We start from the raw sequence: 22,562 nt of genomic DNA, 5'->3' as shown, positions 1-22,562 counted from the left end.
CCTCCCCGACCCCTCAGCCATGGACCTGAGCCAGCTGCCGGCATCACCAGCTCCGGGTCTGGTGAATCTGGTGGTGGAGATTCCCGCCGGTAGCCGCAACAAGTACGAGTACAACGCCGACGCGGGTGTGATGGCCCTCGATCGGGTGCTGCACTCCTCGGTGCGCTATCCCTTCGATTACGGCTTCGTGCCGAACACCCTCGCGGAGGACGGCTCCCCGCTCGATGCCATGGTGATCATGGAGGAGCCCACCTTTCCAGGCTGCCTGATCCAGGCCCGTCCGATCGGCATCCTCGACATGGTGGACAGCGGTGCCCACGACGGCAAGCTCCTCTGCATCCCCGAAGCCGGATTCCGCCATCGGGAGATCCGCTCGATCCGCCAGATAGCGGCCAACCAGCTGGAGGATGTGGCTGAATTCTTCCGCACCTACAAGAATCTCGAAGGCAGGGTCACCACCATCCTGGGCTGGCTGGATGCCGACGCGGTGGATGGGGTGCTGCAGCGCTGCATCGACGCCGCTAGTCGAGCCGCTGCAGCAGAAAGCCCTCCACACTGAGGGCCTGGAACACCCGCGCCGGATCGCCGAAGCCGGCGGCATTCACCAGAGCCGTGAGCCGGGCCAGGCCGATCGGGTGCAGCCCCTGCAGATGGGGTGTCAACAGGGCGTCGTCGCCGCCGAGGCCGCTGGCGCGCTGGAAGCCCAGCCAGGCCTGCTGCACCTGCTGCTGCAGGGGCGAGCGTTCCGGGGCCATCAGGTCGACCAGCACCAGCTGTCCGCCTGGCTGAAGACTGCGGGCCAGGGCCGTGAGGAAGGCGAGCTTGGTGCCGTCGTCGGGGAGCGACTGCAGCACCAGCACCGAGAGAGCACCGGCGAAGGCCCCTGGAGCGTGAAGGTTCTCGACAGTGGTCTGCTGCCACTCGATGGGGNCTCCCGCCAGGCGGCCTCGTGCGGCCTGGAGCATCTCGGCGGAGGGATCGATGGCCGTGAGCTTCCAGTCGGGCCGTTGGGCGCGGGCCTCCACGAGCTCCGCGCCGGTGCCGCAGCCGGCCACCAGCACGGCAGCGGCTTCAGACGAGGCCAGGGGTGAAGCCGCCAGCAGAGCCACCGCCAGCCTGGCGAGGCTGGCGTAGCCGGGGATCAACTGCTGAACGACAAGGTCGTATCCCTGGATGGCCGTCACGGCGGATTGGCGAGCGTGACGATGCTAGGGAGCGGGAGCCGGGCGGCCGCTGCTTGGCGTAAGTTGGGCGGCGCAGTTCCACCCCCCGCTCGACCGTGCCCACCATCCGTTTCGAACAGGAAGGCCAGCAGGTCGGCTGCATCGAAGGCGCCAACCTCCGCAAGGCTGCTCTGGATGCGGGCATCAACCCCTACAAGGGGTTCAACAACTTCAACAACTGCGGCGGCCTCGGCCAGTGCGGGACCTGCGTGATGGAGGTGGTGGAGGGCATGCAGAACCTCTCCCCCCGCAGTGACATCGAGCAGGTCTATCTGGCCGACCGCCCGGCCAGCTACCGCCTCAGCTGCCGCACCAGCGTCTACGGCGACGTGACCGTGCGCACCCGCCCTTCCGATGGCGCCGGCAAGGGATCCAACAGCCTGGTCGGCGCGCTGAAGTCGCTGGTGGGCAAGTGATCTGACCGGCGCTGCCGCGGCGCCCCGCCATGAAGCTCTACAGCTACGCCGGCTGCGGCACCTGCCGCAAAGCCTGGCATGGCTGGCCGACCACGGTGTGACGGTCGATCCGATCGACATCACCAGTCAGCCCCCCAGCCTGGCGGAGCTGCGCCTGGGCCTCGAGCAGCTCGGCCGCCAGCGACTGTTCAACACCAGCGGGCAGAGCTACCGGGCCCTGGGGAGCGCCGTGATCAAGGCGATGAACGACGAGCAGGCCCTCGCCGCGCTCGCAGCCGATGGTCGTCTCATCAAGCGTCCCTACCTGATCACGGCATCCGGCAGGGTGCTCACCGGGTTCAGGCCGGAGGAGTGGCAGGCGCTGCTGGTGGGGTGAGCGGAGGCTCGAGGGTCGCGGTGGTGAGTTCGTCGAGCTCCTGGATCAGGGCCTCGATCCCCGAGCGGCTGATCTGGCTGAGGTAGGTGCCCTTGAGCTGCTCGATCAGCGAGCAGATCAGCTCCTGGCTCCGCTGCAGCACGGGCCCCTGCTCCAGCGCGGCGGCAAGCTCCTCCCAGAAGCGATCCACGAGCTCCTGCAGCAGCTCGATCTGCACGTCGTCGCGGCGGGCCAGTTGGTTGCCGGTGTTGCGCGAGAGCTCCATCAGGCTCTCGACCATCCCTCCGGCCAGCTGACGGCTGAGACCGTTCTCCACCTGAAGCAGTGGCTGCAGACCCCGCAGCGGCTGGGGAACCATGGTGCGATCGAGGCTGCGGCGGAGGGCGTAGCCCAGCAGATTCTGCAATTCCGGCCCCAGACGCGGAGCGATCCGGGCCAGCAGCAGCGGCGCCCAGATCCGCACCAGGCAACCAGCTCCCGCTCCTCCTGCTGGAGCACCGAGACGGTCTGGTGGCTGCGCAGGCGCCGCAGCCGCTCCGGCCAGTCGCGGCTCCGCACCAGACCCTGGGCGCCATCGAGCAACTGCAGTGCCAGCACCTCGAACAGCTCCACCGCGAGCAGGGCCACCACGGCCCTGCTGACCACCGCCCGCAGTGGCTCGATGCTCACCAGGCCGGAGGCCTGCAACCGCTCCAGCACCGGCAGCAGCCGCAGCCAGCGCCAGAACGGCAGCAGCAGCGGCAGGTCGATCCAGCGCCGCAGTAGCGCATCGCGCCAGCTCAGGCCTGGCAGGCGGCGTTTCAGCCGCAGCACCCGCAACAGGATGTCGACCAGGAAGACACTCTGGAAGCACAGCAGATCCAACCGCCAGAAGTGGTCGGTGGGGCGGCCGTTCCCATCGCTGGAGCGCCAGTAGTTGGTGGCCACGAGCGGCAGCACATGCTCCTGCCAGAACAGCCGCTCCTCTCGCCAGCTCCGGCTGGCGATCCAGGCCGGACTGAACAGCCGCAGGGCGGCCTGCTCCGCCGCGCCGCTCCCGCCTCGAAGGCGCAGCCGCTGCTTGATCGTTTCCAGACTGGCGGTGTTACCCGACGCGGTGAAGGCGTTGCCGGCGATCAGGGCGGCGGTGCTGCGCGCCTGCTCATCCAGGGCGGCGGCAAGAGATGCCCGCTGAATGGCCGAAGCGCCGCTGCCTGCCGCAGAAGCCTGGAGCAGCTGCCGGTCGAGACGCGCGAACCGGTCGAGCCAGGCCTGGGTCTCCTGGTGGGGCTCGATCCCCTTGATCGGATCGAGCCAGGGGGTGAGATCGGGGATCCAGGTGAGCGGCACCACCAGCGGCACCGAGGGGATCGGATAGAGGTTGCGCTGCAGCCAGAACCGCCGCAGCGGCAGGTAGGTGAGATCGAAGGCCACCAGCAGGAGGTTGAGGCTGGCCCAGATCGCCACGAAGCGATCCCAGCGCCGTTGCCAGGGCTGCTCCACGCGTACGGTGGCCAGTTGCCAACGGGGGCGTGCCATCCAGCGGGAGCAGCGGATCTCCTGCCTAATCTGCCGTGATCGCAACGGGCGGTACACCGCTTCAGCGCGACCGCAACGCGACCCCGCTCTCCTTGAAGACCCACCTGAATCCGCCCTTGGACGACCAGGACCATCAGACACGCACAGGGCATCAGAACGGGTCGGATGGCGACGAGCCCGCCCCGGCTCGGCTCCGCACCGCAGCGACAGCGCCTGGAGCTTCTGGCGCAGTGTGCTGATCACGCTGACGGTGGCGCTGGGCATCCGCCAGTTCCTGGTGGAAGCGCGCTACATCCCCTCGGGCTCGATGCTGCCCGGCCTGCAGATCCAGGACCGGCTGCTGGTGGAAAAGCTGACCTATCTGCGGCGCCCGCCGGCCCGCGGCGAGATCGTCGTCTTCCACTCTCCCTACCACTTCGACCCGGTGCTGGCCAGTGCCAACCCCCGCAATCCGCTGCGGTGCCTGCTGGTGAACCTGCCGCTGCTGGGCAGCCTGCCCGGTCTGGCCAATCCGGCCTGTGATGCCTACATCAAGCGGGTGGTGGGACTGCCCGGCGAACGGGTCCAGGTCAATCCCCGCGGCCAGGTCTTCATCAACGGTCAGCGGCTGCGGGAGCCCTACGTGAGCAACTTCTGCCAGGTCGACAGCCAGGGGATCGGCCCCTGCCGCAGTCTCAATGCCGTGGTGCCGCGGGATCATGTGCTCGTGCTGGGCGACAACCGTGCCAACAGCTGGGATGGCCGCTTCTGGCCCGGCGGCGCGTTCCTGCCGACCCGGGAGGTGATCGGCCGCGCCTTCTGGCGCTTCTACCCGCTGGATCAGACCGGCAGCCTGCTGCCTAAAGCAACCACCGGCCGGGAGCCGTGAGACCGCTGGCCAGGATCCGTCCACTCAGGGGCCTGCCCAGCCAGGGCTGATTGGCGGCCCTGGAGGGGCTGGCGGAGGCCTCGCAGCGCCAGCTGTGGTGCGGATCGAACAGCAGCCAGCGCTGGCTGCCGGGCTCGAGAGCCTCCGGCTCCAGCCCCAGAAGAGCGGCAGGCCCCAGCTGAGCGCCTGCCAGAGCTGCTCCACCGACCAGCCGCGCCGCTCCACCAGCTCCTGCCAGAGGAGCGGCAGCACCGGCCCTCCATGACCGGCCACGCCGGCACGCCGCTGATCGAGCGGCAGCAGCTGCTCCTCCCGATCGAGCGGCAGGTGATGCACGGCCACAGCGGCAATCAGGCCCTCGCCCAGGGCCGCGATCAGCGCCTCCCGGTCCTGGGGGCCCCGAGCGACGGTTCAACCCGCCAGCCGGAGTCGGATGGAGCCAGGGCACCGGCGTCGGCCAGGAGATGCCACCAGCTCACCGAAGCGGCGGGACGATGCTCGAGCGGCCACTGGCGCAGGGCCTGAACCCCGGCGGCAGTGGAGAGATTCATCAGCGCCAGGGCCGGCTGCGGCCGCTGGCTCACGAGACTGCGCAGCAGCTCAAGCGGCAGCAGCTCACTGACGGTGGGGTCGGGAGGCCATCCCGCCCGCAGGGTTTCCACCGACTCGCGCACGAACCCGCCGCCACTGAGCTGGGCCAGCCGCGGCGCCAGCAGCAGGGGCCGATCCGCCCACTCGGCCAGGGTGAGGGCGCGTTCCAGCAACTCGGCCGGTGGCAGGGCAGCGCCGCCGGCCAGGCCCACGGCCCCGGCAGCGAGCTGGTCGTCATGGGCCGCCAGCCCCTGATCCAGGCCGGACTGGCTGAAACTGCCCCAGAGCCGCAGCCGCAGCGGTGCAGCCCAGTGGATCTGCAACGACTCGGGCCTGTCCCGCCAGGGGCTGGCCCAGGGAAGCAGGGCCACCGTGCCGTAGCCCCCCGCCGCCGCGGCCTCGGCCAGGCTGGCCAGGCACTCGGCACGCCCCTGGAACGGATCCTCCAGCACGCTGTGGGGATCGACCAGCGCCGGTGCCAGCCAACAGCCCGGCGCCGGACGCGGCTCGAGGCCCAGCCCCAGGGCCTGCTGCACGGCTGCCGGCCCGAAGGCCTGGAGACGCCCATCCGCCCCGATCAGCGCATCGCTCCGCTGCAGGATCTGCCCGGGGGAGAGCAGCAGCCCCAGACCGGAGAGCCAGAGCGGGGCCATCAGCCTCAGAGCGCGCCAGCGGCGGTGCGATCCAGCACACCGCCCAGGTGACTGGTGAGATTCAGGGCCGCCACCACCGGAGTGCCGCCGGCCCCCTGGGGATAGTCGACCACGGTCACCCCGCCGTTGCCCTGCTTGATGATCCAGATATCGGCCGGAGTGAGACCGAGCAGGGCGCAGAGGATCGTCTTGTTGACCGCATCGTGGGCCACCACCAGGGCCGTTTCCTGCTGCCCGAGGCTGGCGGCGATGCGGCACCAGGTGTCGAGCGAGCGCTGCCAGACGTCATGGATGGTCTCGCCCTCCGGCATCTGCACCGTCTGGGGGGCCCGCTTCCAGTCGGCCAGGAGCTGCGGCCATCCCTCGGCGATCTCGGACTCCAGCCGACCCTCCCAGAGGCCATGGCCGATCTCGGCAAGCCCGGCGGTGGTGGTGAGGGGCACACCGGGGTGGCTGGCCAGGATCGCCTCGGCGGTCTGGCGCGGGCGTGCCATCCAGCTGCTGTAGGCCCGCTCGAACGACACCGAGGCCAGGAAGTGGCCGGCCGCATCGGCCTGGGCACGGCCCGTGGCGTTGAGGGGGATGTCGATCTGGCCCTGAAAGCGCCCCTGCCGGTTCCAGTCGGTTTCGCCATGCCGCACGAGCAGCAGCCGCGGGCCGCGCCCGCGGCCGGGCACGGACGTGCCGAGGTGAGCGGTGCTGTTGAGGGATTCCAGCTGCACCGCCGGCGCGCCGGCGCCACCCCGCCGCAGGTTGAGCACCGAGATCGAGGCGTTGTCGAGCCGCAGGCGGCGAAAACCGCTGGCGGGAAGGCCCAGCAGCGAGAGCACAAGGGCCCTGAGAATGCCGTTGTGGGCCACGATCAGCAGGGTCTCTCCGGTGTCGTCGTCGAGGGCGCCGGCATGGCCCTCCAGCAGCATCTGGGCGAACCGCTGGGCCTGGGCCATGAGCTCCAGAAGCGGTGCATAACTGCCTCCCTCGGCCCGCGGCAGGCGGAGCGCCTCGGGAGCCTCCCGCCAGAGACGCTCCTCGGCCGGGAAGCGTTCCCGCACCTCGTTGCGCAGCAGACCGCTCCAGGGAGCCAGGTCGATTTCCAGCAGGTCGTCATGGCGATTGGCCACCAGACCCTGACCATGGACGGCGAGGATTTGCGCGGCGGTATCGGAGGCCCGACGCAGAGGGGAGGTGTAAACCGCGTCGAGGGGGAGGTCCGCGAGCGCCTCGCCCACCGCCCTGGCCTGGGCGGCGCCGGCATCGGTGAGGCTGGAGAGATCGTCGCGACCCTGAACGCGATGGTCGAGGTTGAAGCTGCTCAGCCCATGGCGAACCAGCACAATCCTGAGAGCCAAGGAGCGCTCGCCGCTGACGGCCCATCGTATGGGAGGGGAGAATCGGCGCGACCTGGGTGTCCCGGAGCCCGTCATTGCGAATCGAGGCCCCTCCCCCGTACCCACCTCAACCCGGCTGGAAGGTCGGGCTGGCCGTGCTGAGCCTGCTGCTCAGCAGCCTGCTGTGGCTGTATGCGCTGATCGGCAGCTTCAGGGAGCCCACCGTGGGCAACGCCCTGCAGCTGCGACAGCTGGAACTCGCCGCCCTGGCGGCACCGGCCCTGCCGGACTCGCTGCGAGCCGGCCTGAGCGGCCGCGACCCCCGCCAGGAGCTGCGTGAGGAACTGCGGCGCCAGGTGGAGGAGTCGCCCTCCCCGGCGGCGGCCGAACTGCAACTGGAACTGGCCCTGCTGGAGCTGCAGCGGGGGGATCCAGTCGCCGCGACCAGGCAACTGGACGTGCTCACCGGCCAGGCCCGACCCGATCAACGCCCCTTGATCGCCGCTCTGCGTCAGGGCCAGCGCCTCGATGCCGCCGATCTCACCGCCCTCGAGCAGGCCTGGCCGCTCTCCAGCCTCCGCCGCCAGCTGATCTGCGAACAGCTGAGCCGGCGGCCCCAGTCCTGCAACGACCCGGCGCTGGAGCGGCAGGCCTTCTGGAGACTGCTGGGCACCACCGCCCTGCCGGCTCTGCTGGTGCTGGTGGGGCTGGGGCTGCTGGCCCGGCAGGGCTGGAGACGCTGGCGACGGGGGCTCGGCCCTTCGCCGCCGCTGCTGGGACCACCGCTCGATCTAGTGGACGTGACGCTGCTGATCGCCGGCGGCTTCGTGCTGGTGGGCGAAGTGCTGACACCGGTGGTGGCTGCACCGGCGGTGAGCGCAGTGGCGACCAGCCTCAGCAGCGGCGCCGCGGTGGAGCAGGGCCTGACGGTGCTCGGCCTCTACCTGTCCCTGATGGCCGGACCGCTGCTCATCCTGCGGCTGCTGCTACCGCCAGGACTGGCGCCTGAGCTGGGGCTGCAGTGGCGCTGGCGCCCCCTCATGGGCACCTTGGCTGGGCCGTCAGCCGGGTGCTGATGGTGCTGCCGGTGGTGGCCCTGGTGGGCTGGGCGGTGGATCACCTGGTGGGCGACGGCGGCGGCAGCAACCCGCTGCTCGAACTGGTGCTCACCACCCGCGAACCGCTGGCTCTCGGCTGCTTCGCCTTCACCGCCCTGGTCCTGGCGCCACTGTTTGAGGAAACCCTGTTCCGCGGCGCCCTGCTGCCGGTTCTGGCGCAGCGCTGGGGCAGCGGCTGGGGCCTGCTGATCAGCGCCCTGAGCTTCGCGGTGGCCCATCTCAGCTTGGCGGAGCTGCCGGCGCTGCTGGCCCTGGGTCTGGGCCTGGGCTGGCTGCGACTGCGTAGTGGTCGGCTGGGCAGCTGTGTGCTGATGCACGGGCTCTGGAACGGCTTMASCTGCTCGAGAAATTTCCGGGATCGACCGTGCGGAAATTCACCCAGCATGGGTGAGCGGCCCGCCCGCATCCTGACCATCGCAGGCTCCGATTCCGGCGGGGGCGCGGGCATCCAGGCNCACGAGCGGCAGCACATGCTCCTGCCAGAACAGCCGCTCCTCTCGCCAGCTCCGGCTGGCGATCCAGGCCGGACTGAACAGCCGCAGGGCGGCCTGCTCCGCCGCGCCGCTCCCGCCTCGAAGGCGCAGCCGCTGCTTGATCGTTTCCAGACTGGCGGTGTTACCCGACGCGGTGAAGGCGTTGCCGGCGATCAGGGCGGCGGTGCTGCGCGCCTGCTCATCCAGGGCGGCGGCAAGAGATGCCCGCTGAATGGCCGAAGCGCCGCTGCCTGCCGCAGAAGCCTGGAGCAGCTGCCGGTCGAGACGCGCGAACCGGTCGAGCCAGGCCTGGGTCTCCTGGTGGGGCTCGATCCCCTTGATCGGATCGAGCCAGGGGGTGAGATCGGGGATCCAGGTGAGCGGCACCACCAGCGGCACCGAGGGGATCGGATAGAGGTTGCGCTGCAGCCAGAACCGCCGCAGCGGCAGGTAGGTGAGATCGAAGGCCACCAGCAGGAGGTTGAGGCTGGCCCAGATCGCCACGAAGCGATCCCAGCGCCGTTGCCAGGGCTGCTCCACGCGTACGGTGGCCAGTTGCCAACGGGGGCGTGCCATCCAGCGGGAGCAGCGGATCTCCTGCCTAATCTGCCGTGATCGCAACGGGCGGTACACCGCTTCAGCGCGACCGCAACGCGACCCCGCTCTCCTTGAAGACCCACCTGAATCCGCCCTTGGACGACCAGGACCATCAGACACGCACAGGGCATCAGAACGGGTCGGATGGCGACGAGCCCCGCCCCGGCTCGGCTCCGCACCGCAGCGACAGCGCCTGGAGCTTCTGGCGCAGTGTGCTGATCACGCTGACGGTGGCGCTGGGCATCCGCCAGTTCCTGGTGGAAGCGCGCTACATCCCCTCGGGCTCGATGCTGCCCGGCCTGCAGATCCAGGACCGGCTGCTGGTGGAAAAGCTGACCTATCTGCGGCGCCCGCCGGCCCGCGGCGAGATCGTCGTCTTCCACTCTCCCTACCACTTCGACCCGGTGCTGGCCAGTGCCAACCCCCGCAATCCGCTGCGGTGCCTGCTGGTGAACCTGCCGCTGCTGGGCAGCCTGCCCGGTCTGGCCAATCCGGCCTGTGATGCCTACATCAAGCGGGTGGTGGGACTGCCCGGCGAACGGGTCCAGGTCAATCCCCGCGGCCAGGTCTTCATCAACGGTCAGCGGCTGCGGGAGCCCTACGTGAGCAACTTCTGCCAGGTCGACAGCCAGGGGATCGGCCCCTGCCGCAGTCTCAATGCCGTGGTGCCGCGGGATCATGTGCTCGTGCTGGGCGACAACCGTGCCAACAGCTGGGATGGCCGCTTCTGGCCCGGCGGCGCGTTCCTGCCGACCCGGGAGGTGATCGGCCGCGCCTTCTGGCGCTTCTACCCGCTGGATCAGACCGGCAGCCTGCTGCCTAAAGCAACCACCGGCCGGGAGCCGTGAGACCGCTGGCCAGGATCCGTCCACTCAGGGGCCTGCCCAGCCAGGGCTGATTGGCGGCCCTGGAGGGGCTGGCGGAGGCCTCGCAGCGCCAGCTGTGGTGCGGATCGAACAGCAGCCAGCGCTGGCTGCCGGGCTCGAGAGCCTCCGGCTCCAGCCCCAGAAGAGCGGCAGGCCCCCAGCTGAGCGCCTGCCAGAGCTGCTCCACCGACCAGCCGCGCCGCTCCACCAGCTCCTGCCAGAGGAGCGGCAGCACCGGCCCTCCATGACCGGCCACGCCGGCACGCCGCTGATCGAGCGGCAGCAGCTGCTCCTCCCGATCGAGCGGCAGGTGATGCACGGCCACAGCGGCAATCAGGCCCTCGCCCAGGGCCGCGATCAGCGCCTCCCGGTCCTGGGGGCCCCCGAGCGACGGTTCAACCCGCCAGCCGGAGTCGGATGGAGCCAGGCACCGGCGTCGGCCAGGAGATGCCACCAGCTCACCGAAGCGGCGGGACGATGCTCGAGCGGCCACTGGCGCAGGGCCTGAACCCCGGCGGCAGTGGAGAGATTCATCAGCGCCAGGGCCGGCTGCGGCCGCTGGCTCACGAGACTGCGCAGCAGCTCAAGCGGCAGCAGCTCACTGACGGTGGGGTCGGGAGGCCATCCCGCCCGCAGGGTTTCCACCGACTCGCGCACGAACCCGCCGCCACTGACGCCCAGCTCCACCGGCTGGAAGGTGGGCTGATTGTCCCTGCCCACCAGCAGCACGCCGGGGCGGCCTTCCTCGGTCACGATCGCCACGGTGGGCACGAGGGTGTCGGCCTGGACGCGGCCGGTCTGGAAGCCGATGTCGGCGGTCATGCCGATGCGCAGCTGAGGTTCGGGCTTCAGGAACGCCAGAACCACATCGAAGGAGGTCACGTTGTTGAGCTTTACGGCCCGGGGAGTGATTCGCTTGACGCGGGCGGGAAAACGGCGGTCGGGGAAGGCATCCACCCGCACTTCGGCGTCCTGGCCGAGGCGGATCCGTCCGATGTCGCTCTCGGGCACCTTGGCCACCGCCTCCAGGCCCTGGGCCAGCTCCACGATCGAGGAACTGGTGGCACCGGCCACGGCGGCGGCGGTGGTGGTCGGCGTCACGAAGCGCCGGGATCGGCGAAGCGCTGGCTCACCACGCCGTCGAAGGGAGCCCGAACGATCAGATCGGCCTGCTCCACCTGGCGGGCCTCCAGCCGCTGGCGAGCCGCCTTCACTGCGGCTTCATCCACCAGGAAGATGCTGCGCACCCGGTCGAAGTCGCTCTGGCTGATCGCGTTCTGGCGGTAGAGCCGCTCGTTGCGATCCAGTTCGCTGCGGCTGCGGGCCAGCTGGGCCTCGGCGGAGGCGAGCTGGGCGCGAAGCTCGCCGAGTCGCTCGCGCAGATCGTCGCTGTCCATGCGGGCCAGGGGCTGGCCGCGGCGCACGACATCCCCTTCCTCCACGTAGAGCTCCTGCAGCACACCCTGGCGCCTCGGACTCACGTTGACGCTCTGCTCGGCCTCGAGTTCGCCGCTGGCGGTCACAACCCCCGGCAGGCTGCCGGATTCGGCCAGCACGGTGTAGTCGGCCAGCCGGCCGGCCTGGCTGGTGCTGCGTTGGCGCAGGACGACCCCCACGCCGCCGATCAGCAGTGCTCCGGCAACCAGCGCCACCCAGAGGCTGCGGCGCCGCAGCCAGGTCGTCCGGGTCCGGCGGGGGACTGGACCGGGCACAACGGCCTGACTGGCCGCTGGTCGCTGGGGCGTGAGCGTGGCGATGGTGATCGGGGTGGAGATCCACCCCAGTTTCGCTGCCGGAAGGGGCCAGCGGCGGCCCGTAGATTCCAGCCATGCTCAAAGCCGGAATCGTGGGCCTGCCCAATGTGGGCAAGTCGACCCTGTTCAATGCCCTGGTGGCCAACGCCCAGGCCGAAGCCGCCAATTACCCCTTCTGCACGATCGAGCCCAATTCGGGCGTGTGGCAGTGCCCGACCCGCGGCTGGATCAGCTCGCGGCCCTCAGTGCCAGCCGGGAGATCATCCCCACCCGTGTGGAGTTCGTGGACATCGCCGGTCTGGTGAAGGGGGCCAGCCAGGGTGAGGGGCTGGGCAACAAGTTTCTGGCCAACATCCGCGAAGTCGACGCGATCGTGCACGTGGTGCGGTGTTTCGAGAACGACGACGTGATCCACGTGAGCGGCTCGGTGGGGCCGGCGCGGGATGCGGAAGTGATCAATCTGGAACTGGGACTGGCGGATCTGGCTCAGGTGGAGAAGCGGCGCGAGCGCCTCAAGAAGCAACTGCGCACCAGCAAGGAGGCCCAGTTGGAGGATGGGCACTCGAGCGCATCCAGACGGTGCTGGAGGCCGGTGGCGCCGCCCGCAGCGTGGCGCTCAGCGAGGAGGAAGCGGTATTGGTGAAGCCACTGGGGTTGCTCACCGCCAAGCCGATCATCTACGCCACCAACGTGAGCGAAGACGATCTCGCCGCCGGCAACGCCTACTGCGAGGAGGTGGCAGCCCTGGCCGAGAGCGAAGGTGCCGGCACCGTGCGCATCTCGGCCAGGTGGAGGCCGAGCTGATCGAGCTGCCGGAGGAGGAGCGGGCCGAGTTCCTGGCGGGCCTGGGGGTCGAGGAAGGCGGATTGCAGAGCCTGATCCGCGCCACCTACAGCCTCCTCGGCCTGCGCACCTACTTCACCACCGGTGAGAAGGAAACCCGCGCCTGGACGATCAAGGCCGGCATGACCGCCCCCAGGCGGCCGGTGTGATCCATACCGATTTCGAACGCGGTTTCATCCGCGCCCAGACGATCGGCTGCGAGCAGCTGCTGGAGGCCGGTTCCCTGGTGGAAGCCCGCAACAGAGGCTGGCTTCGTGCCGAGGGAAAGGACTATGTGGTGGAGGAGGGCGATGTGATGGAGTTCCTGTTCAACGTGTGACGCTGCGCGTTCTCAGCGCCTGAGGACGGCGGGCTGCAGGTTCAGCCGATCGGCATCGCCGAGGCGCACCTGTCTGCGGCTGGCGTCGTAGACGCAGAGCTCCAGGCCGCTGCGGCCGGCCATGTGGGGCTGCGGGTAGGTGCCGCGCAGGAGCAGCACACTGACCAGTCCGGTTGCCGCACCCGGGCCTGTGGTCGGAGCGGGCAGATCGATTCTGTCGCCGGCCGGCTTGACTGGCGCAGTCTGCTGGCGGCCAGGCAGGCGCGCTGCACCTCCTGGTCATAGCGTGACCAGGCCTGCGGGGNTGCTGGCACCGGATGAGGGCAGGGTGCGGGTGGCCGGGGTGGATGCCCTCGCCGAACCACGCAGGGTGAGGCGGTTGCTGGGGTATGTGGCCCAGGAGGTGGCTCTCGACAAGATCCTCACCGGCCGCGAGCTGCTGCGCCTCCAGGGCGATCTCTATCACCTGCCGTCCGGTCTGCGGGAGGCGCGCATCGCCGAGCTGATCGACCTGCTGGGCATGGCTGACTGGATCGATCGCCGTTGCGGCGGCTATTCCGGCGGCATGCGCCGCCGTCTCGATCTGGCCGCCGGCCTGCTGCACCGGCCCCGTCTGCTGGTGCTCGACGAACCCACCGTGGGACTCGACATCGAGAGCCGTGCCGCCATCTGGCAGGTGCTCCGCCAGCTTCGCGACGCCGGCACCACCGTGCTGCTCAGCAGCCACTACCTCGAAGAGNTGGATGCCCTGGCCGATCGGCTGGCGATCATCGAGGCCGGGCGGGTGATCGCCGAGGGGGGGCCGGCCGAGCTCAAGGCCGCCCTGGGAGGCGACCGGGTCACCCTGCGGGTGCGCGAGTTCAGCGATGCGGCCGAGGCAGCCCGGGTGCAGATGCTCCTGAGCGGTTGCGACGGGGTCCGCCAGGTGGTGGTCAACCAGGCGCAGGGCTATTCGCTCAATCTGGTGGTCGAACATGACGGGGTGCTCGAGCAGTTGCGCCGCCAGCTGGCGGCGGCCGATCTGCCGGTCTTCGCCCTGGCCCAGAGTCGTCCCAGCCTCGATGATGTGTACCTGCAGGCCACCGGCCGAACCTTGATGGACGCCGAACTGGCGGTGGCCGGCAGCCGCGACCCGAAGGCCGAACGCAAAGCGAGCATGTGATGACCAGCGCCACCCCCACCGCCGACGCCAGCCGCACGGATCCTGCCGCCCAGCCGTCGGAACCCTCCGCCTTCGCCGAAATCAGCCAGGAGACGCTGGCTCTGACGCGCCGGCTGTTCGTGCAGCTCCAACGTCGTCCCTCCACCCTGGTGGCCGGGGTGCTGCAGCCGCTGATCTGGCTGGTGCTGTTCGGCGCCCTGTTCGCCAACGCTCCTGCCGGTCTGCTGCCGGGTGGCATCAGCTACGGCCGCTTCCTGGGCGCCGGCGTGATCGTGTTCACCGCCTTCAGCGCCGCCCTCAATGCCGGCCTGCCGGTGATGTTCGACCGGGAATTCGGCTTCCTGAATCGCCTGTTGGTGGCGCCGCTGCGCAGCCGCAGCTCGATCGTGCTGGCCTCGGTGCTCTACATCACCAGCCTCAGCCTGGTGCAGAGTCTGGCGATCATGGCCACCGCCGTCCTGCTGGGCTATGGCTGGCCCGGCGGTGCCGGTCTGCTGCTGGTGCTGCTCACGCTGCTGCTGCTGGTGTTTGCCGTCACGGGCCTGAGTCTGGGCCTGGCCTTCGCGCTGCCGGGCCACATCGAACTGATCGCGGTCATCTTCGTGGCCAACCTGCCCCTGCTCTTCGCCAGCACGGCGCTGGCACCGCTGACCTTCATGCCGGCCTGGCTGGGCTGGCTTGCGGCCGTGAATCCCCTTACCTTCGCGATTGAACCGATCCGAGCCGCCTACGCCGGCCCGTTCTCCCTCACCTCCGTGGTGCTGGAGGCTCCCTATGGCCAGCTCAACATCGCCACCTGTCTGGCGGTGCTGGCTGCCCTGGCTGCGGGTCTGTTCCTGGCGATCCGGCCTCTGCTCGATCGCAAGCTCAGCTGATTCTCCCCGAGCTTCCAACCTCCGCAGCCCGATGACGCCGATGACCCAACGCGCTGATCTCGCCGACAGGCTGCAGGCCGCCGTGGCCGAACGGGATGCGCAGCTGGCCCGCCGTCTGACCGACCAACTGGTCCACCGCCGCGGTGTGGCAGCCTTCCAGAATCTGCTGCAGGGCCCGCTGGAGGCGCTGCAGGGCCCGGCTGCCGTGGCCTGGCTGGTCGAGCTGATTCAGGTCGCCCCACCTTCCGAGCCAGCCCCGCTGCCGCCGAGCCCGGCTGTTCCGCAGGCCCTGTCTGTGGCGAGCACCCCGGAAGGCCCTGCGCCTCTGACGGTGATCGAGCCACAACCGCCGCTGCAGCCCCCAGCCCTGACCATGCCTGACGCCGTCCAGGTCGAGCAGGAAGCGCCGGAGCGTGCTGCCCTGGCTTTGCGGCTGGTGCCCCCGCCGATGACCGAACCCCCCGCCNACCCCTGCTCCNGCTCCGCCCGCCCTGGAGGCCCTGCNGCTCCTGNCTGCCGGATCCGAGCGACCTGGCCGAGGCCAGCTGAGCGGCGGCAGAGATCATGGGGAAGCCCCGGGGNCTGATCGTTTCCGTGCAGGCACCGGAGGGTTCTCCGCTGCGAGATCCCGATGTGATCGCCGCGATGGCGGAGGCCAGCCTGCGCAACGGTGCCAGCGGCGTACGCCTGGAGAGCCCGGAGCACATCGGTGCGGTGCGGCGGCGCTGCCCGGATGCCCTCATCGTGGGCCTCTGGAAGCGCACCTATCCGGACAGTCCCGTGTACATCACTCCGGGCTGGGAGGAGATCCGTGCGGTGTGGGGGGCTGGTGCCGATCTGGTGGCGGTCGATGCCACCGAACGCCACCGGCCCGGCGGGCAGGATCTTGCGGTGCTGATCGAGCGGGCAAGGCAGGAGCTCGGTGCACCGCTGATGGCGGATGTGGATTCCGTGGCCAACGGGCTGCGGGCCGCCGAACTCGGCTGCAGCTGGGTGGGCACCACGCTCTATGGCTACACCGAGGACACAGCGGGGCAGATCCCACCGGNCTGGGAGCTCCTGCCCCTGCTGCGCCGGGCGCTGCCGGGCGAGGTGGCCCTCATCTGTGAAGGTGGGGTGGCCTCGCCGGAGCAGGCCCGACGCGCTCTGGACCAGGGTGCCGATGCGGTGGTGGTGGGCACGGCGATCACCGGCATCGATCTGCAGGTGTCTGCCTACTGCCGCGCCCTCGGCTGAGCACCCGGCCGACCGAGCGCCGCCTGCCTCACATCATGCCGGGCATTCCCATCCCGCCCATGCCACCCATGCCACCCATGTCTCCACCCGGGGCCGGCGGTGCGGGGGGTTCGGGCTTGTCGGCGATCACGGCCTCGGTGGTGATCAGCAGCGAGGCGATCGACACCGCATCCTGGAGTGCGAGGCGGGTGACCTTGGCGGAATCGACGATGCCGGCGGCCATCAGGTCCTCGTAGTTGCCGCTGAGGGCGTTGAAGCCCTTGCCGAGCCGGCTGATCTCCGAGGTCACTACAGCGCCGTCGGCGCCGGCATTGGCGGCAATCTGCCGCACCGGCTCGCCAAGAGCCTGCTGCACGATCGTCACGCCGGTGCGTTCATCGCCCTGGAAGCTGCCGGCCAGCTCGGTGAGACCGCCTGCCAGCTCCAGCAGGGTGCTGCCGCCGCCGGCCACGATTCCCTCCTCAACGGCCGCACGGGTGGCATTGAGGGCGTCCTCGATCCGCAGCTTGCGGTTCTTCAGTTCGGTTTCGGTGGGTGCTCCCACCTTGATCACGGCTACCCCGCCGGCGAGCTTCGCGATCCGCTCACTGAGCTTCTCGCGGTCGTAGTCGGAGTCGGTGGCCTCCAGTTCCCGCTTGATCGCCGCCACCCTGGCCGACACGGCACTCTGATGGTCGCCGGTGGCCACGATCGTGGTGTCGTCCTTGCTGATCGTCACCCGGCGGGCGCCGCCGAGCTGGGCCAGCGTGACTTTCTCCAGCGTCATCGCCTGGTCTTCGCTCACCAGGGTGGCGCCGGTGAGGATGGCGATGTCGGCCAGCATCGCCTTGCGCCGGTCGCCGAAGCCGGGAGCCTTGACGGCGGCCACCTGCAGCACGCCGCGGGTCTTGTTGACCACCAGGGTGGCCAGGGCCTCGGCCTCCACGTCCTCGGCGATGATCAGCAGCGGCCGGCCGCTGCGGCTCACGGCCTCCAGCACCGGCACCAGATCAGCGATGGCAGCGATCTTGCGATCGGTGACCAGGATCAGCGGATTCTCGAAGACGCATTCGCGGCGGTCCTGGTCGGTGATGAAGTAGGGAGAGATATAGCCCCGGTCGAAGGCCATGCCTTCAGTGATCTCCAGCTCGGTAGCCAGGGAGGTGGATTCCTCCACCGTGATCACCCCATCGGCGCTCACCGCCTTCATCGCCTCGGCGATCATGTCGCCCACCTCGGCGTCGTTGCCACTGCTCACGGTGGCCACCTGACGGATGGCCTCACCGGCCACCGACTGGGCCCGTGCAGCCACACCTGCCACCACCTGAGCCACGGCCTTCTCCATGCCGCGACGGAGACCGATGGGGTTGGCACCGGCCGCCACGTTGCGCAGCCCCTCCCGCACCATGGCCTGGGCCAGCACGGTGGCGGTGGTGGTGCCGTCGCCGGCGGTGTCCTTGGTCTTGCTGGCCACCTGCTGCATCAGCTTGGCGCCCAGGTTCTCGAAGGGATCCTCCAGCTCGATGTCGCGCGCGATCGTCACACCGTCGTTGACGATGTCCGGCGCTCCGAACTTCTTCTCCAGCACCACATTGCGCCCCTTCGGACCGATCGTGACCCTCACCGCGTCGGCCAGGGCATTGACGCCCCGCTCGAGCGCTGCGCGGGAGTCATCCGAGAACTTGATCAGCTTGGCCATCGGGGGCTGGAGGTCAGTGAGCAGGGACCCCAGCGTCCCATGCGGGCGGAGGGCGCGCGGGTGGGGAAAGCCGAATCCCCGCCATGGCTGGGGTGCTGAGCGGCCGCAGCCTCGATAGGGTGCGAGGCATGGAGGAGTTGCAGCCGGAATCCCTGGACAGCGCCCTGAGCGCGGCCCTGCTCGATCCAACCGGCAGCGCCAACACGCTGATCTTTCTGCTGATCGCCGCCACCGGTCTGGCGATGGCCCTCGTGTACGTGCCCGTGCGGCTTTATCTCACCATCAGCGCACGCAGTCGCCGGCTGCGGTTGCTGCAGCGCATCCGTCAGCTCCGCGAGGAGCTGGGCAAGCCGGTCACTAACGCATGACCATGCCGCCATCCACCTGCAGCACCTGTCCGGTCATGTAGGCGGCGGCCGGATCGGCGGCCAGGAAGCGCACGGCCCCGGCCACCTCGGCGGGTTGGCCCATGCGGCCCAGCGGAATGGCGGCCAGGATCGGTTCCTTGTCGAGCCCTGCCGTCATGTCGCTCTCGATGAAGCCAGGAGCCACCGCGTTCACGGTGACGCCGCGGCTGGCGAATTCGGCGGCGCTGCTGCGGGTGAGCCCGATCACGCCGGCCTTCGCGGCGCTGTAGTTGGCCTGGCCGGGGTTGCCGAACAGCGCCACCACCGAGGTGATGTTGATGATGCGGCCGCTGCGGGCCTTGAGCATCGTGCGGCTTACGGCCCGGGTGCAGAGGAAGACGCCGGTGAGGTTCAGATCGATCACGCTCTGCCAGTCGGCGTTCTTCATGCGCATCAGCAGGCCGTCACGGGTGATGCCGGCATTGTTGACGAGCACGTCGAGACGACCTTCGCGCTCCAGAACGGTCTTCACCATCGTCTCCACCTGCTCCTCATCGGCCACGTTGGCCTGATGGGACCAGGCCAGCCCCCCGCTGGCGCGGATCTCGCTCACCACCGCCTCGGCGGCTTCCGGGGAGCTGGCGTAGTTGATCACCACCCTGGCACCGGCCCGCGCCAGTTCCCGGGCGATGGCGGCACCGATGCCCCGGCTGGCGCCGGTGATCAGCGCGACCTGTCCGGCGAGGGGGGCGTTGGAAGCCATGGGGGCAGTGGCGGCAGGGCCCGATCGTATGGCCGCGCCTCAGCGGAACCCCAGGGCCGTCATCACCTGCTGGGGCTCGAGGCTCTGAAGCTGGTCCGCGGCACCCAGTCCCGTGACCCCCTCCCGCTGGGGCAGGGAAGCGGGATCGCGGCCCAGGGCGACGAGGGGCAGACCCAGCAGCAGCGCCAGCTCGATGCTGAGCGGATCGCTGGCCAGCACCACATCGGCACTGGCCAGCAGAGCTGCCTGCTGACGCGGCGAGCCATCCGGAGCGATGAGACAGCGCAGGTCGGGCAGCCGCTGGCGGATCCGCTCTGGCAGGTCGTGCCAGCGGGCCGGGGGCCAGTCGCCACTCCCGCCACTGGGCGCCAGCAGCAGCAGGGGCCTTCGCCGCGGGGCAGGGCCGCCTCAGCCTCGGCCAGATCGGCCCGACTCAGCGTCAGCCGGAAGCGATCGGCATCGAGCTCCACACCGATCGGCTTGAGGAAGGCCTGCCAGTCGCTCTGGTTGGGCCAGCCGCCCGGGCTCACGCCGATCCGCTCGGTGGCGGAGAACCCTTCGCTGGCCAGCCGGGTGGGGATGTGGCTCATCGAGAGCATCAGATCCACCTGCCGGCCGCGGGCCCGGTTGATGCAGAGCTGGAAGTCGGGCTCCCGGACCGCCCCCAGCAGGTTGGCCCAGTCAGCCAGGGAGGCGTCGTTGTAGTTGAACGGCATCGTGCGGCCGACCCCCGGATGCAGGGACCACAGGGCGGTGGTCTCCGGAGGGCAGACCACCTGCACCGCGGCACTGAGCTGATCGGCGACTGCCGCGACGGCGGCGAAGGCCTGGAGCTGACGGCTGCCATCGCCCGGAAGCAGGAACAGGGCGCGCATGCTGGGCCTACAGGCAGACGGCCTGATTGTATGGATCCGATCCGGATCGTCCGGTCTGGCGGGTTCCGCAGGGGGGGTGTTTGTGCATTTGCTGATCGCCGCCGCGGGCAGTGGCCGCCGCATGGGCGCTTCCGGCAACAAGCTGCTGCTGGAGGTGGCCGGTCGGCCGGTGCTGGCCTGGACCCTGGAGGCGGCCCTCGCCACGCCGGTGATCCGCTGGATCGGCATCGTGGGCCAGCCCCACGATGAAGCGGCGATCACCGGGATCGTGGCCGCCGCCGTTCCGGATCGACCGGTGCGCTGGATCGTGGGAGGCGGGACGCGCCAGGAGTCGGTGAGCCGGGGACTGGCGGCCCTGCCGCCGGAGGCCGCGGGGGTGCTGATCCACGACGGCGCCCGCTGCCTGGTGGAACCCGAACTCCTGGAGCGCTGCGCCGCCGCCGTCGAAGCCGGGAGGGCCGTGATCGCCGCCACCCCGGTCACCGACACGATCAAGCAGGTGGATGCCGAGGGCACGATCACGGCCACCCCGGATCGGGCCGATCTCTGGGCGGCCCAGACACCCCAGGGATTCCCGGTGGCTCAGCTGCGCCAGGCCCATGCCAGGGCCGGCGACGAGGGCTGGAGCGTCACCGATGACGCCGCGCTGTTCGAGCGGCTGGGCTGGCCCGTGCAGGTGCTGCAGGCTCCTCCGTCAAACATCAAGCTCACGACCCCCTTCGATCTCACCGTGGCCGAAGCGGTGCTGGCTGCGCGGCGCTGATCCGCCCGGCCGCCCCGTGGATCACTGCAGCAGCTCCAGGGTGCCGCGGTCGGCATCGAGCCGGGCCGGCACCCCCAGGGGCAGGGCGGCATTGCCGGGCTCGTGGCCCACCGGCAGGTTCTCCAGCAGCGGGATGCCCAGGTCGGCGGTGCGCTCCAGCAGCACCTGTCGGGCTGTGAAGCCCGATCGATCGCTGGTCTCCCCCGGCGGTTCATCGCAGTCGGAGAAGCGGCCGAAGCCGATGCCGGCCAGCTGCTGCAGGGCGCCGCTGAGGCGCCAGTGGGTGAGCATCCGCTCGAGCCTGTAGGGCACCTCACCGATGTCCTCCAGCACCAGGATGGCGCCGGCCAGGCTGGGCAGATGGCGGGTGCCCAGCAGGTGGGTCGCCACGGTGAGGTTGGCCACCAGCAGGGGCCCCTCGGCCTTTCCGGAGCGGCAGCCCTGCCCCTCCAGGGTCGGCAGGGCAGCCCGAAGAGCAGGTCGTGCAGCCGCTGCCGGCTCCAGGCCGGCTCCGCCGCCAGGGTGGTGAGCAGGGGGCCATGGATGGCCCCGCCCTGGCCGGCGGCCAGTTGGGCCCAGAGCAGCGAGGTCACATCGCTGAAGCCCAGCAGCCAGCGGCGTGGCAGGGGCAATGGCCGCTCCAGCAGCCGGGCTGCTCCCCAGCCGCCCCTCAGACAGGCCAGCAGGGCAGCGCCGCTGCGTCCGGCCCGATCCAGATCGGCGCGCCGCTCCGGATCGCTGCCCGCCAGATAGCCCCAGCGCCGCTGATCCAGCTCACGCCGTTCCACCTCCAGTCCCCAGCTCTCGAGCACGGTCAATCCCGCCTCGAGCCGCTCCGCCACACCCGGCCCGTCGAGCGCCGAGCTGGCCGCCACCAGAGCCACCCGATCGCCGCTCTGCAGTGGCGGCGGCAGCTGCAGCGGTGACTGGGTCGCGCTCATGGCCGCAGCCCCAGCACCAGCGCCAGCAGCAGCAGGGCTCCGAGCATCACCTGGCGCTGGAAATGGCGTCCGTAGGCGCTGCGGGGCAGGTCCGGCCGACCCAGCAGGGAACCTTCGCGCAGCATGCCCGCGGCCGCCAGCCCGCCCAGCAGCCAGCCGACGGGGGCCAGACCGCGGCTCGCCGCCGCCAGTGCCAGGGCCAGGGCGGTCACGCCGTAGCAGGCCGTCACCGCCACCGGGGCCCTGTCTCCGAGGCTGATAGCACTGCTGCGCACACCGATGGCCCGGTCGTCGTCGCGATCGGCCATGGCATACACCGTGTCGAAGCCGAAGGTCCAGCAGAGGGTGGCCAGCCAGGTAAGCGCCAGCGGCCAGCCGCCGGCCAGAGAGCCGCTGGCGGCGGCCCACGGAATCAGCACCGCGAAGCCCCAGCAGAGCGCCAGCACCAGCTGGGGGTAGCCGAACCAGCGCTTGGCCGAGGGGTAGAGCAGCACCGGCGGCAGCGCAGCCAGGGCCAGCAGCAGGCAGAGGCCGCGGCTGCCGGGCGGCAGACCCCGGAGCACCACCGCCAGCGACGCCAGCAGGGCCACCAGCAGGAGGCCCAGGGCTTCCGCCACGCCCACGCGGCCATCGGCCAGGGGACGGTGGCGGGTGCGTTCCACCTGGGGATCGATGTGCCGGTCCCAGAGGTCGTTGGCGATGCAGCCCGCCGCGCTCACGGCCAGTCCGCCGACCACGATCCAGCCGAGCAGCGGGGCTGGGGNCGGCCCGGACGGATTGAGCCAGAGACTCCAGCCGGCGGGGATCAGCAGGATCAGGCGGCCGCTGGGTCTGTGCCACCGCAGCAGTTCGAGCCAGGCCCGCAGGCGCCTGCCGATCCCACCGTCTGCCATCAACCGGTTGCGTTGCGGCGCACGTTAGGTCTGCCGACGGATCCCACCTGCGGTGGCAAAGTGACGCCGCCTCGGCGTGACGCGGC

The 22,562-nt window shown here is 70.3% G+C and carries 24 protein-coding genes and 4 pseudogenes; 13 read left to right on the top strand and 15 right to left on the bottom strand.

Annotated elements, in window-relative coordinates; genetic code table 11:
- Positions 1-19 precede the first annotated feature (19 nt).
- On the top strand, positions 20-559 hold the full coding sequence (locus SYNGFB01_RS10540; RefSeq protein WP_048017973.1) for an inorganic diphosphatase: 540 nt from the start codon (positions 20-22) through the stop codon (positions 557-559).
- On the opposite strand, the gene SYNGFB01_RS10535 is transcribed toward SYNGFB01_RS10540, so the two are convergent.
- Complete coding sequence (locus SYNGFB01_RS10535; RefSeq protein ID WP_048017972.1) at positions 522-1,184, bottom strand: class I SAM-dependent methyltransferase; 663 nt, start codon at positions 1,182-1,184, stop codon at positions 522-524. The two genes, SYNGFB01_RS10540 and SYNGFB01_RS10535, sit on opposite strands and share 38 nt — an antisense overlap.
- Positions 1,185-1,279: 95 nt before the next feature.
- Here SYNGFB01_RS10535 and SYNGFB01_RS10530 point away from each other — a divergent pair, with 95 nt between their 5' ends.
- Both SYNGFB01_RS10530 and SYNGFB01_RS10525 read left to right on the top strand, forming a co-directional pair.
- Positions 1,280-1,639, top strand: coding sequence for a 2Fe-2S iron-sulfur cluster-binding protein (locus SYNGFB01_RS10530; protein ID WP_048017971.1), 360 nt, complete (start codon positions 1,280-1,282; stop codon positions 1,637-1,639).
- A gap of 97 nt (positions 1,640-1,736) precedes the next feature.
- Complete coding sequence (locus SYNGFB01_RS10525) at positions 1,737-2,015, top strand: ArsC/Spx/MgsR family protein (protein WP_235300112.1); 279 nt, start codon at positions 1,737-1,739, stop codon at positions 2,013-2,015.
- On the opposite strand, the gene SYNGFB01_RS16505 is transcribed toward SYNGFB01_RS10525, so the two are convergent.
- Both SYNGFB01_RS16505 and SYNGFB01_RS10520 read right to left on the bottom strand, forming a co-directional pair.
- Positions 1,978-2,295 carry a hypothetical protein gene (locus SYNGFB01_RS16505; protein WP_152669619.1) on the bottom strand — a complete coding sequence of 106 codons (318 nt, stop codon included), beginning with the start codon at positions 2,293-2,295 and terminating at the stop codon, positions 1,978-1,980. The two genes, SYNGFB01_RS10525 and SYNGFB01_RS16505, sit on opposite strands and share 38 nt — an antisense overlap.
- On the bottom strand, positions 2,280-3,533 hold the full coding sequence (locus SYNGFB01_RS10520; RefSeq protein WP_152669618.1) for a hypothetical protein: 1,254 nt from the start codon (positions 3,531-3,533) through the stop codon (positions 2,280-2,282). Before SYNGFB01_RS10520 ends, SYNGFB01_RS16505 begins: the two co-directional genes overlap by 16 nt.
- 232 nt (positions 3,534-3,765) lie before the next feature.
- On the opposite strand from SYNGFB01_RS10520, the gene lepB (SYNGFB01_RS10515) reads away from it, so the two are divergent.
- On the top strand, positions 3,766-4,401 hold the full coding sequence (lepB, locus tag SYNGFB01_RS10515; protein WP_048017969.1) for a signal peptidase I: 636 nt from the start codon (positions 3,766-3,768) through the stop codon (positions 4,399-4,401).
- A 24-nt stretch (positions 4,402-4,425) separates the two neighbouring features.
- Here lepB (SYNGFB01_RS10515) and SYNGFB01_RS16500 read toward each other — a convergent pair whose 3' ends face one another.
- The 3 genes from SYNGFB01_RS16500 to SYNGFB01_RS10505 are packed head-to-tail and all read right to left on the bottom strand — an operon-like array spanning position 4,426 to position 6,994.
- Positions 4,426-4,743, bottom strand: a complete 318-nt coding sequence (locus SYNGFB01_RS16500) for a hypothetical protein (RefSeq protein WP_369795548.1) — start codon at positions 4,741-4,743, stop codon at positions 4,426-4,428.
- A 32-nt stretch (positions 4,744-4,775) separates the two neighbouring features.
- Complete coding sequence (locus SYNGFB01_RS10510) at positions 4,776-5,645, bottom strand: hypothetical protein (RefSeq protein WP_369795547.1); 870 nt, start codon at positions 5,643-5,645, stop codon at positions 4,776-4,778.
- 5 nt (positions 5,646-5,650) lie between these two features.
- The gene (locus SYNGFB01_RS10505) at positions 5,651-6,994 is read right to left on the bottom strand and encodes a histidine phosphatase family protein (RefSeq protein WP_235300111.1); all 1,344 of its coding nucleotides are present in this window, start codon (positions 6,992-6,994) and stop codon (positions 5,651-5,653) included.
- A 134-nt stretch (positions 6,995-7,128) separates the two neighbouring features.
- Here SYNGFB01_RS10505 and SYNGFB01_RS10500 point away from each other — a divergent pair, with 134 nt between their 5' ends.
- The 3 genes and pseudogenes from SYNGFB01_RS10500 (at position 7,129) to lepB (SYNGFB01_RS10490) (ending at position 10,009) form a co-directional block, all read left to right on the top strand.
- Complete coding sequence (locus tag SYNGFB01_RS10500) at positions 7,129-8,049, top strand: hypothetical protein (RefSeq protein WP_235300110.1); 921 nt, start codon at positions 7,129-7,131, stop codon at positions 8,047-8,049.
- A pseudogene (locus tag SYNGFB01_RS15625) lies at positions 8,049-8,363 on the top strand (lysostaphin resistance A-like protein); the annotation flags it as partial. The gene SYNGFB01_RS10500 and the pseudogene SYNGFB01_RS15625, both read left to right, overlap by 1 nt.
- 1,010 nt (positions 8,364-9,373) lie before the next feature.
- Entirely contained in the window at positions 9,374-10,009 is a 636-nt protein-coding gene (gene lepB, locus SYNGFB01_RS10490; protein WP_048017969.1) for a signal peptidase I, read from the top strand.
- Here lepB (SYNGFB01_RS10490) and SYNGFB01_RS12620 read toward each other — a convergent pair.
- The 3 genes from SYNGFB01_RS12620 to SYNGFB01_RS16490 are packed head-to-tail and all read right to left on the bottom strand — an operon-like array spanning position 9,981 to position 11,679.
- On the bottom strand, positions 9,981-10,352 hold the full coding sequence (locus tag SYNGFB01_RS12620) for a hypothetical protein (RefSeq protein WP_053068439.1): 372 nt from the start codon (positions 10,350-10,352) through the stop codon (positions 9,981-9,983). The genes lepB (SYNGFB01_RS10490) and SYNGFB01_RS12620 overlap by 29 nt on opposite strands.
- A gap of 32 nt (positions 10,353-10,384) precedes the next feature.
- Positions 10,385-11,128, bottom strand: a complete 744-nt coding sequence (locus SYNGFB01_RS16495) for an efflux RND transporter periplasmic adaptor subunit (RefSeq protein ID WP_053068438.1) — start codon at positions 11,126-11,128, stop codon at positions 10,385-10,387.
- A complete protein-coding gene (locus tag SYNGFB01_RS16490; protein ID WP_369795546.1) occupies positions 11,125-11,679 on the bottom strand; it encodes an efflux RND transporter periplasmic adaptor subunit in 555 nt (184 codons plus the stop codon). The genes SYNGFB01_RS16495 and SYNGFB01_RS16490 overlap by 4 nt, the downstream gene beginning before the upstream one ends.
- 176 nt (positions 11,680-11,855) lie before the next feature.
- Here SYNGFB01_RS16490 and ychF point away from each other — a divergent pair.
- A pseudogene (gene ychF, locus SYNGFB01_RS15950) lies at positions 11,856-12,943 on the top strand (redox-regulated ATPase YchF).
- A gap of 12 nt (positions 12,944-12,955) precedes the next feature.
- Here the strand turns inward: ychF and SYNGFB01_RS14690 are convergent.
- Complete coding sequence (locus tag SYNGFB01_RS14690) at positions 12,956-13,102, bottom strand: hypothetical protein (protein WP_161795884.1); 147 nt, start codon at positions 13,100-13,102, stop codon at positions 12,956-12,958.
- Between the two features lie 139 nt (positions 13,103-13,241).
- On the opposite strand from SYNGFB01_RS14690, the pseudogene SYNGFB01_RS10465 reads away from it, so the two are divergent.
- The 3 genes and pseudogenes from SYNGFB01_RS10465 to SYNGFB01_RS10450 all read left to right on the top strand — a co-directional run.
- Positions 13,242-14,105 (top strand): annotated as a pseudogene (locus SYNGFB01_RS10465) (ATP-binding cassette domain-containing protein); the annotation flags it as partial.
- Entirely contained in the window at positions 14,105-14,980 is an 876-nt protein-coding gene (locus SYNGFB01_RS10460; protein WP_048017968.1) for an ABC transporter permease, read from the top strand. The pseudogene SYNGFB01_RS10465 and the gene SYNGFB01_RS10460, both read left to right, overlap by 1 nt.
- Before the next feature lie 564 nt (positions 14,981-15,544).
- Positions 15,545-16,216: an N-acetylmannosamine-6-phosphate 2-epimerase gene (locus tag SYNGFB01_RS10450; RefSeq protein WP_048017966.1), complete on the top strand. Its 672-nt coding sequence runs from the start codon at positions 15,545-15,547 to the stop codon at positions 16,214-16,216.
- A gap of 28 nt (positions 16,217-16,244) precedes the next feature.
- On the opposite strand, the gene groL is transcribed toward SYNGFB01_RS10450, so the two are convergent.
- Positions 16,245-17,894: a chaperonin GroEL gene (gene groL / locus SYNGFB01_RS10445; RefSeq protein WP_048017965.1), complete on the bottom strand. Its 1,650-nt coding sequence runs from the start codon at positions 17,892-17,894 to the stop codon at positions 16,245-16,247.
- An 83-nt stretch (positions 17,895-17,977) separates the two neighbouring features.
- On the opposite strand from groL, the gene SYNGFB01_RS14970 reads away from it, so the two are divergent.
- Positions 17,978-18,262: a hypothetical protein gene (locus SYNGFB01_RS14970; protein WP_048017964.1), complete on the top strand. Its 285-nt coding sequence runs from the start codon at positions 17,978-17,980 to the stop codon at positions 18,260-18,262.
- Here SYNGFB01_RS14970 and fabG read toward each other — a convergent pair.
- Positions 18,252-19,004, bottom strand: a complete 753-nt coding sequence (gene fabG / locus SYNGFB01_RS10435) for a 3-oxoacyl-[acyl-carrier-protein] reductase (protein ID WP_048017963.1) — start codon at positions 19,002-19,004, stop codon at positions 18,252-18,254. The genes SYNGFB01_RS14970 and fabG overlap by 11 nt on opposite strands.
- A gap of 62 nt (positions 19,005-19,066) precedes the next feature.
- The gene (locus SYNGFB01_RS10430) at positions 19,067-19,879 is read right to left on the bottom strand and encodes a hypothetical protein (RefSeq protein ID WP_369795545.1); all 813 of its coding nucleotides are present in this window, start codon (positions 19,877-19,879) and stop codon (positions 19,067-19,069) included.
- An 82-nt stretch (positions 19,880-19,961) separates the two neighbouring features.
- Between SYNGFB01_RS10430 and ispD the strand changes: the two genes are divergently transcribed.
- The gene (gene ispD, locus SYNGFB01_RS10425) at positions 19,962-20,642 is read left to right on the top strand and encodes a 2-C-methyl-D-erythritol 4-phosphate cytidylyltransferase (RefSeq protein ID WP_048017992.1); all 681 of its coding nucleotides are present in this window, start codon (positions 19,962-19,964) and stop codon (positions 20,640-20,642) included.
- 21 nt (positions 20,643-20,663) lie between these two features.
- On the opposite strand, the pseudogene SYNGFB01_RS10420 reads toward ispD, so the two are convergent.
- Positions 20,664-21,583 (bottom strand): annotated as a pseudogene (locus SYNGFB01_RS10420) (LD-carboxypeptidase).
- The gene (locus tag SYNGFB01_RS10415; RefSeq protein WP_048017962.1) at positions 21,580-22,476 is read right to left on the bottom strand and encodes a 4-hydroxybenzoate polyprenyltransferase; all 897 of its coding nucleotides are present in this window, start codon (positions 22,474-22,476) and stop codon (positions 21,580-21,582) included. Before SYNGFB01_RS10415 ends, SYNGFB01_RS10420 begins: the two are co-directional and overlap by 4 nt.
- Positions 22,477-22,562 lie beyond the last annotated feature (86 nt).

This window comes from Synechococcus sp. GFB01 (assembly GCF_001039265.1).
GTDB lineage: Bacteria > Cyanobacteriota > Cyanobacteriia > PCC-6307 > Cyanobiaceae > NIES-981.
Note: the sequence above shows the minus strand (reverse complement) of the source record. Positions and strands in the feature narration are given on the sequence as shown.

Excerpts from the sequence above, each read along its gene's own strand:
- SYNGFB01_RS10510 (WP_369795547.1), bottom strand. The coding sequence starts at position 5,645 with ATGGCCCCGCTCTGGCTCTCCGGTCTGGGGCTGCTGCTCTCCCCCGGG.
- fabG (WP_048017963.1), bottom strand. The coding sequence starts at position 19,004 with ATGGCTTCCAACGCCCCCCTCGCCGGACAGGTCGCGCTGATCACCGGC.
- SYNGFB01_RS10430 (WP_369795545.1), bottom strand. The coding sequence starts at position 19,879 with ATGCGCGCCCTGTTCCTGCTTCCGGGCGATGGCAGCCGTCAGCTCCAG.
- SYNGFB01_RS14970 (WP_048017964.1), top strand. The coding sequence starts at position 17,978 with ATGGCTGGGGTGCTGAGCGGCCGCAGCCTCGATAGGGTGCGAGGCATG.
- SYNGFB01_RS10520 (WP_152669618.1), bottom strand. The coding sequence starts at position 3,533 with ATGGCACGCCCCCGTTGGCAACTGGCCACCGTACGCGTGGAGCAGCCC.
- SYNGFB01_RS10540 (WP_048017973.1), top strand. The coding sequence starts at position 20 with ATGGACCTGAGCCAGCTGCCGGCATCACCAGCTCCGGGTCTGGTGAAT.
- groL (WP_048017965.1), bottom strand. The coding sequence starts at position 17,894 with ATGGCCAAGCTGATCAAGTTCTCGGATGACTCCCGCGCAGCGCTCGAG.
- SYNGFB01_RS10460 (WP_048017968.1), top strand. The coding sequence starts at position 14,105 with ATGACCAGCGCCACCCCCACCGCCGACGCCAGCCGCACGGATCCTGCC.
- SYNGFB01_RS16505 (WP_152669619.1), bottom strand. The coding sequence starts at position 2,295 with ATGGTCGAGAGCCTGATGGAGCTCTCGCGCAACACCGGCAACCAACTG.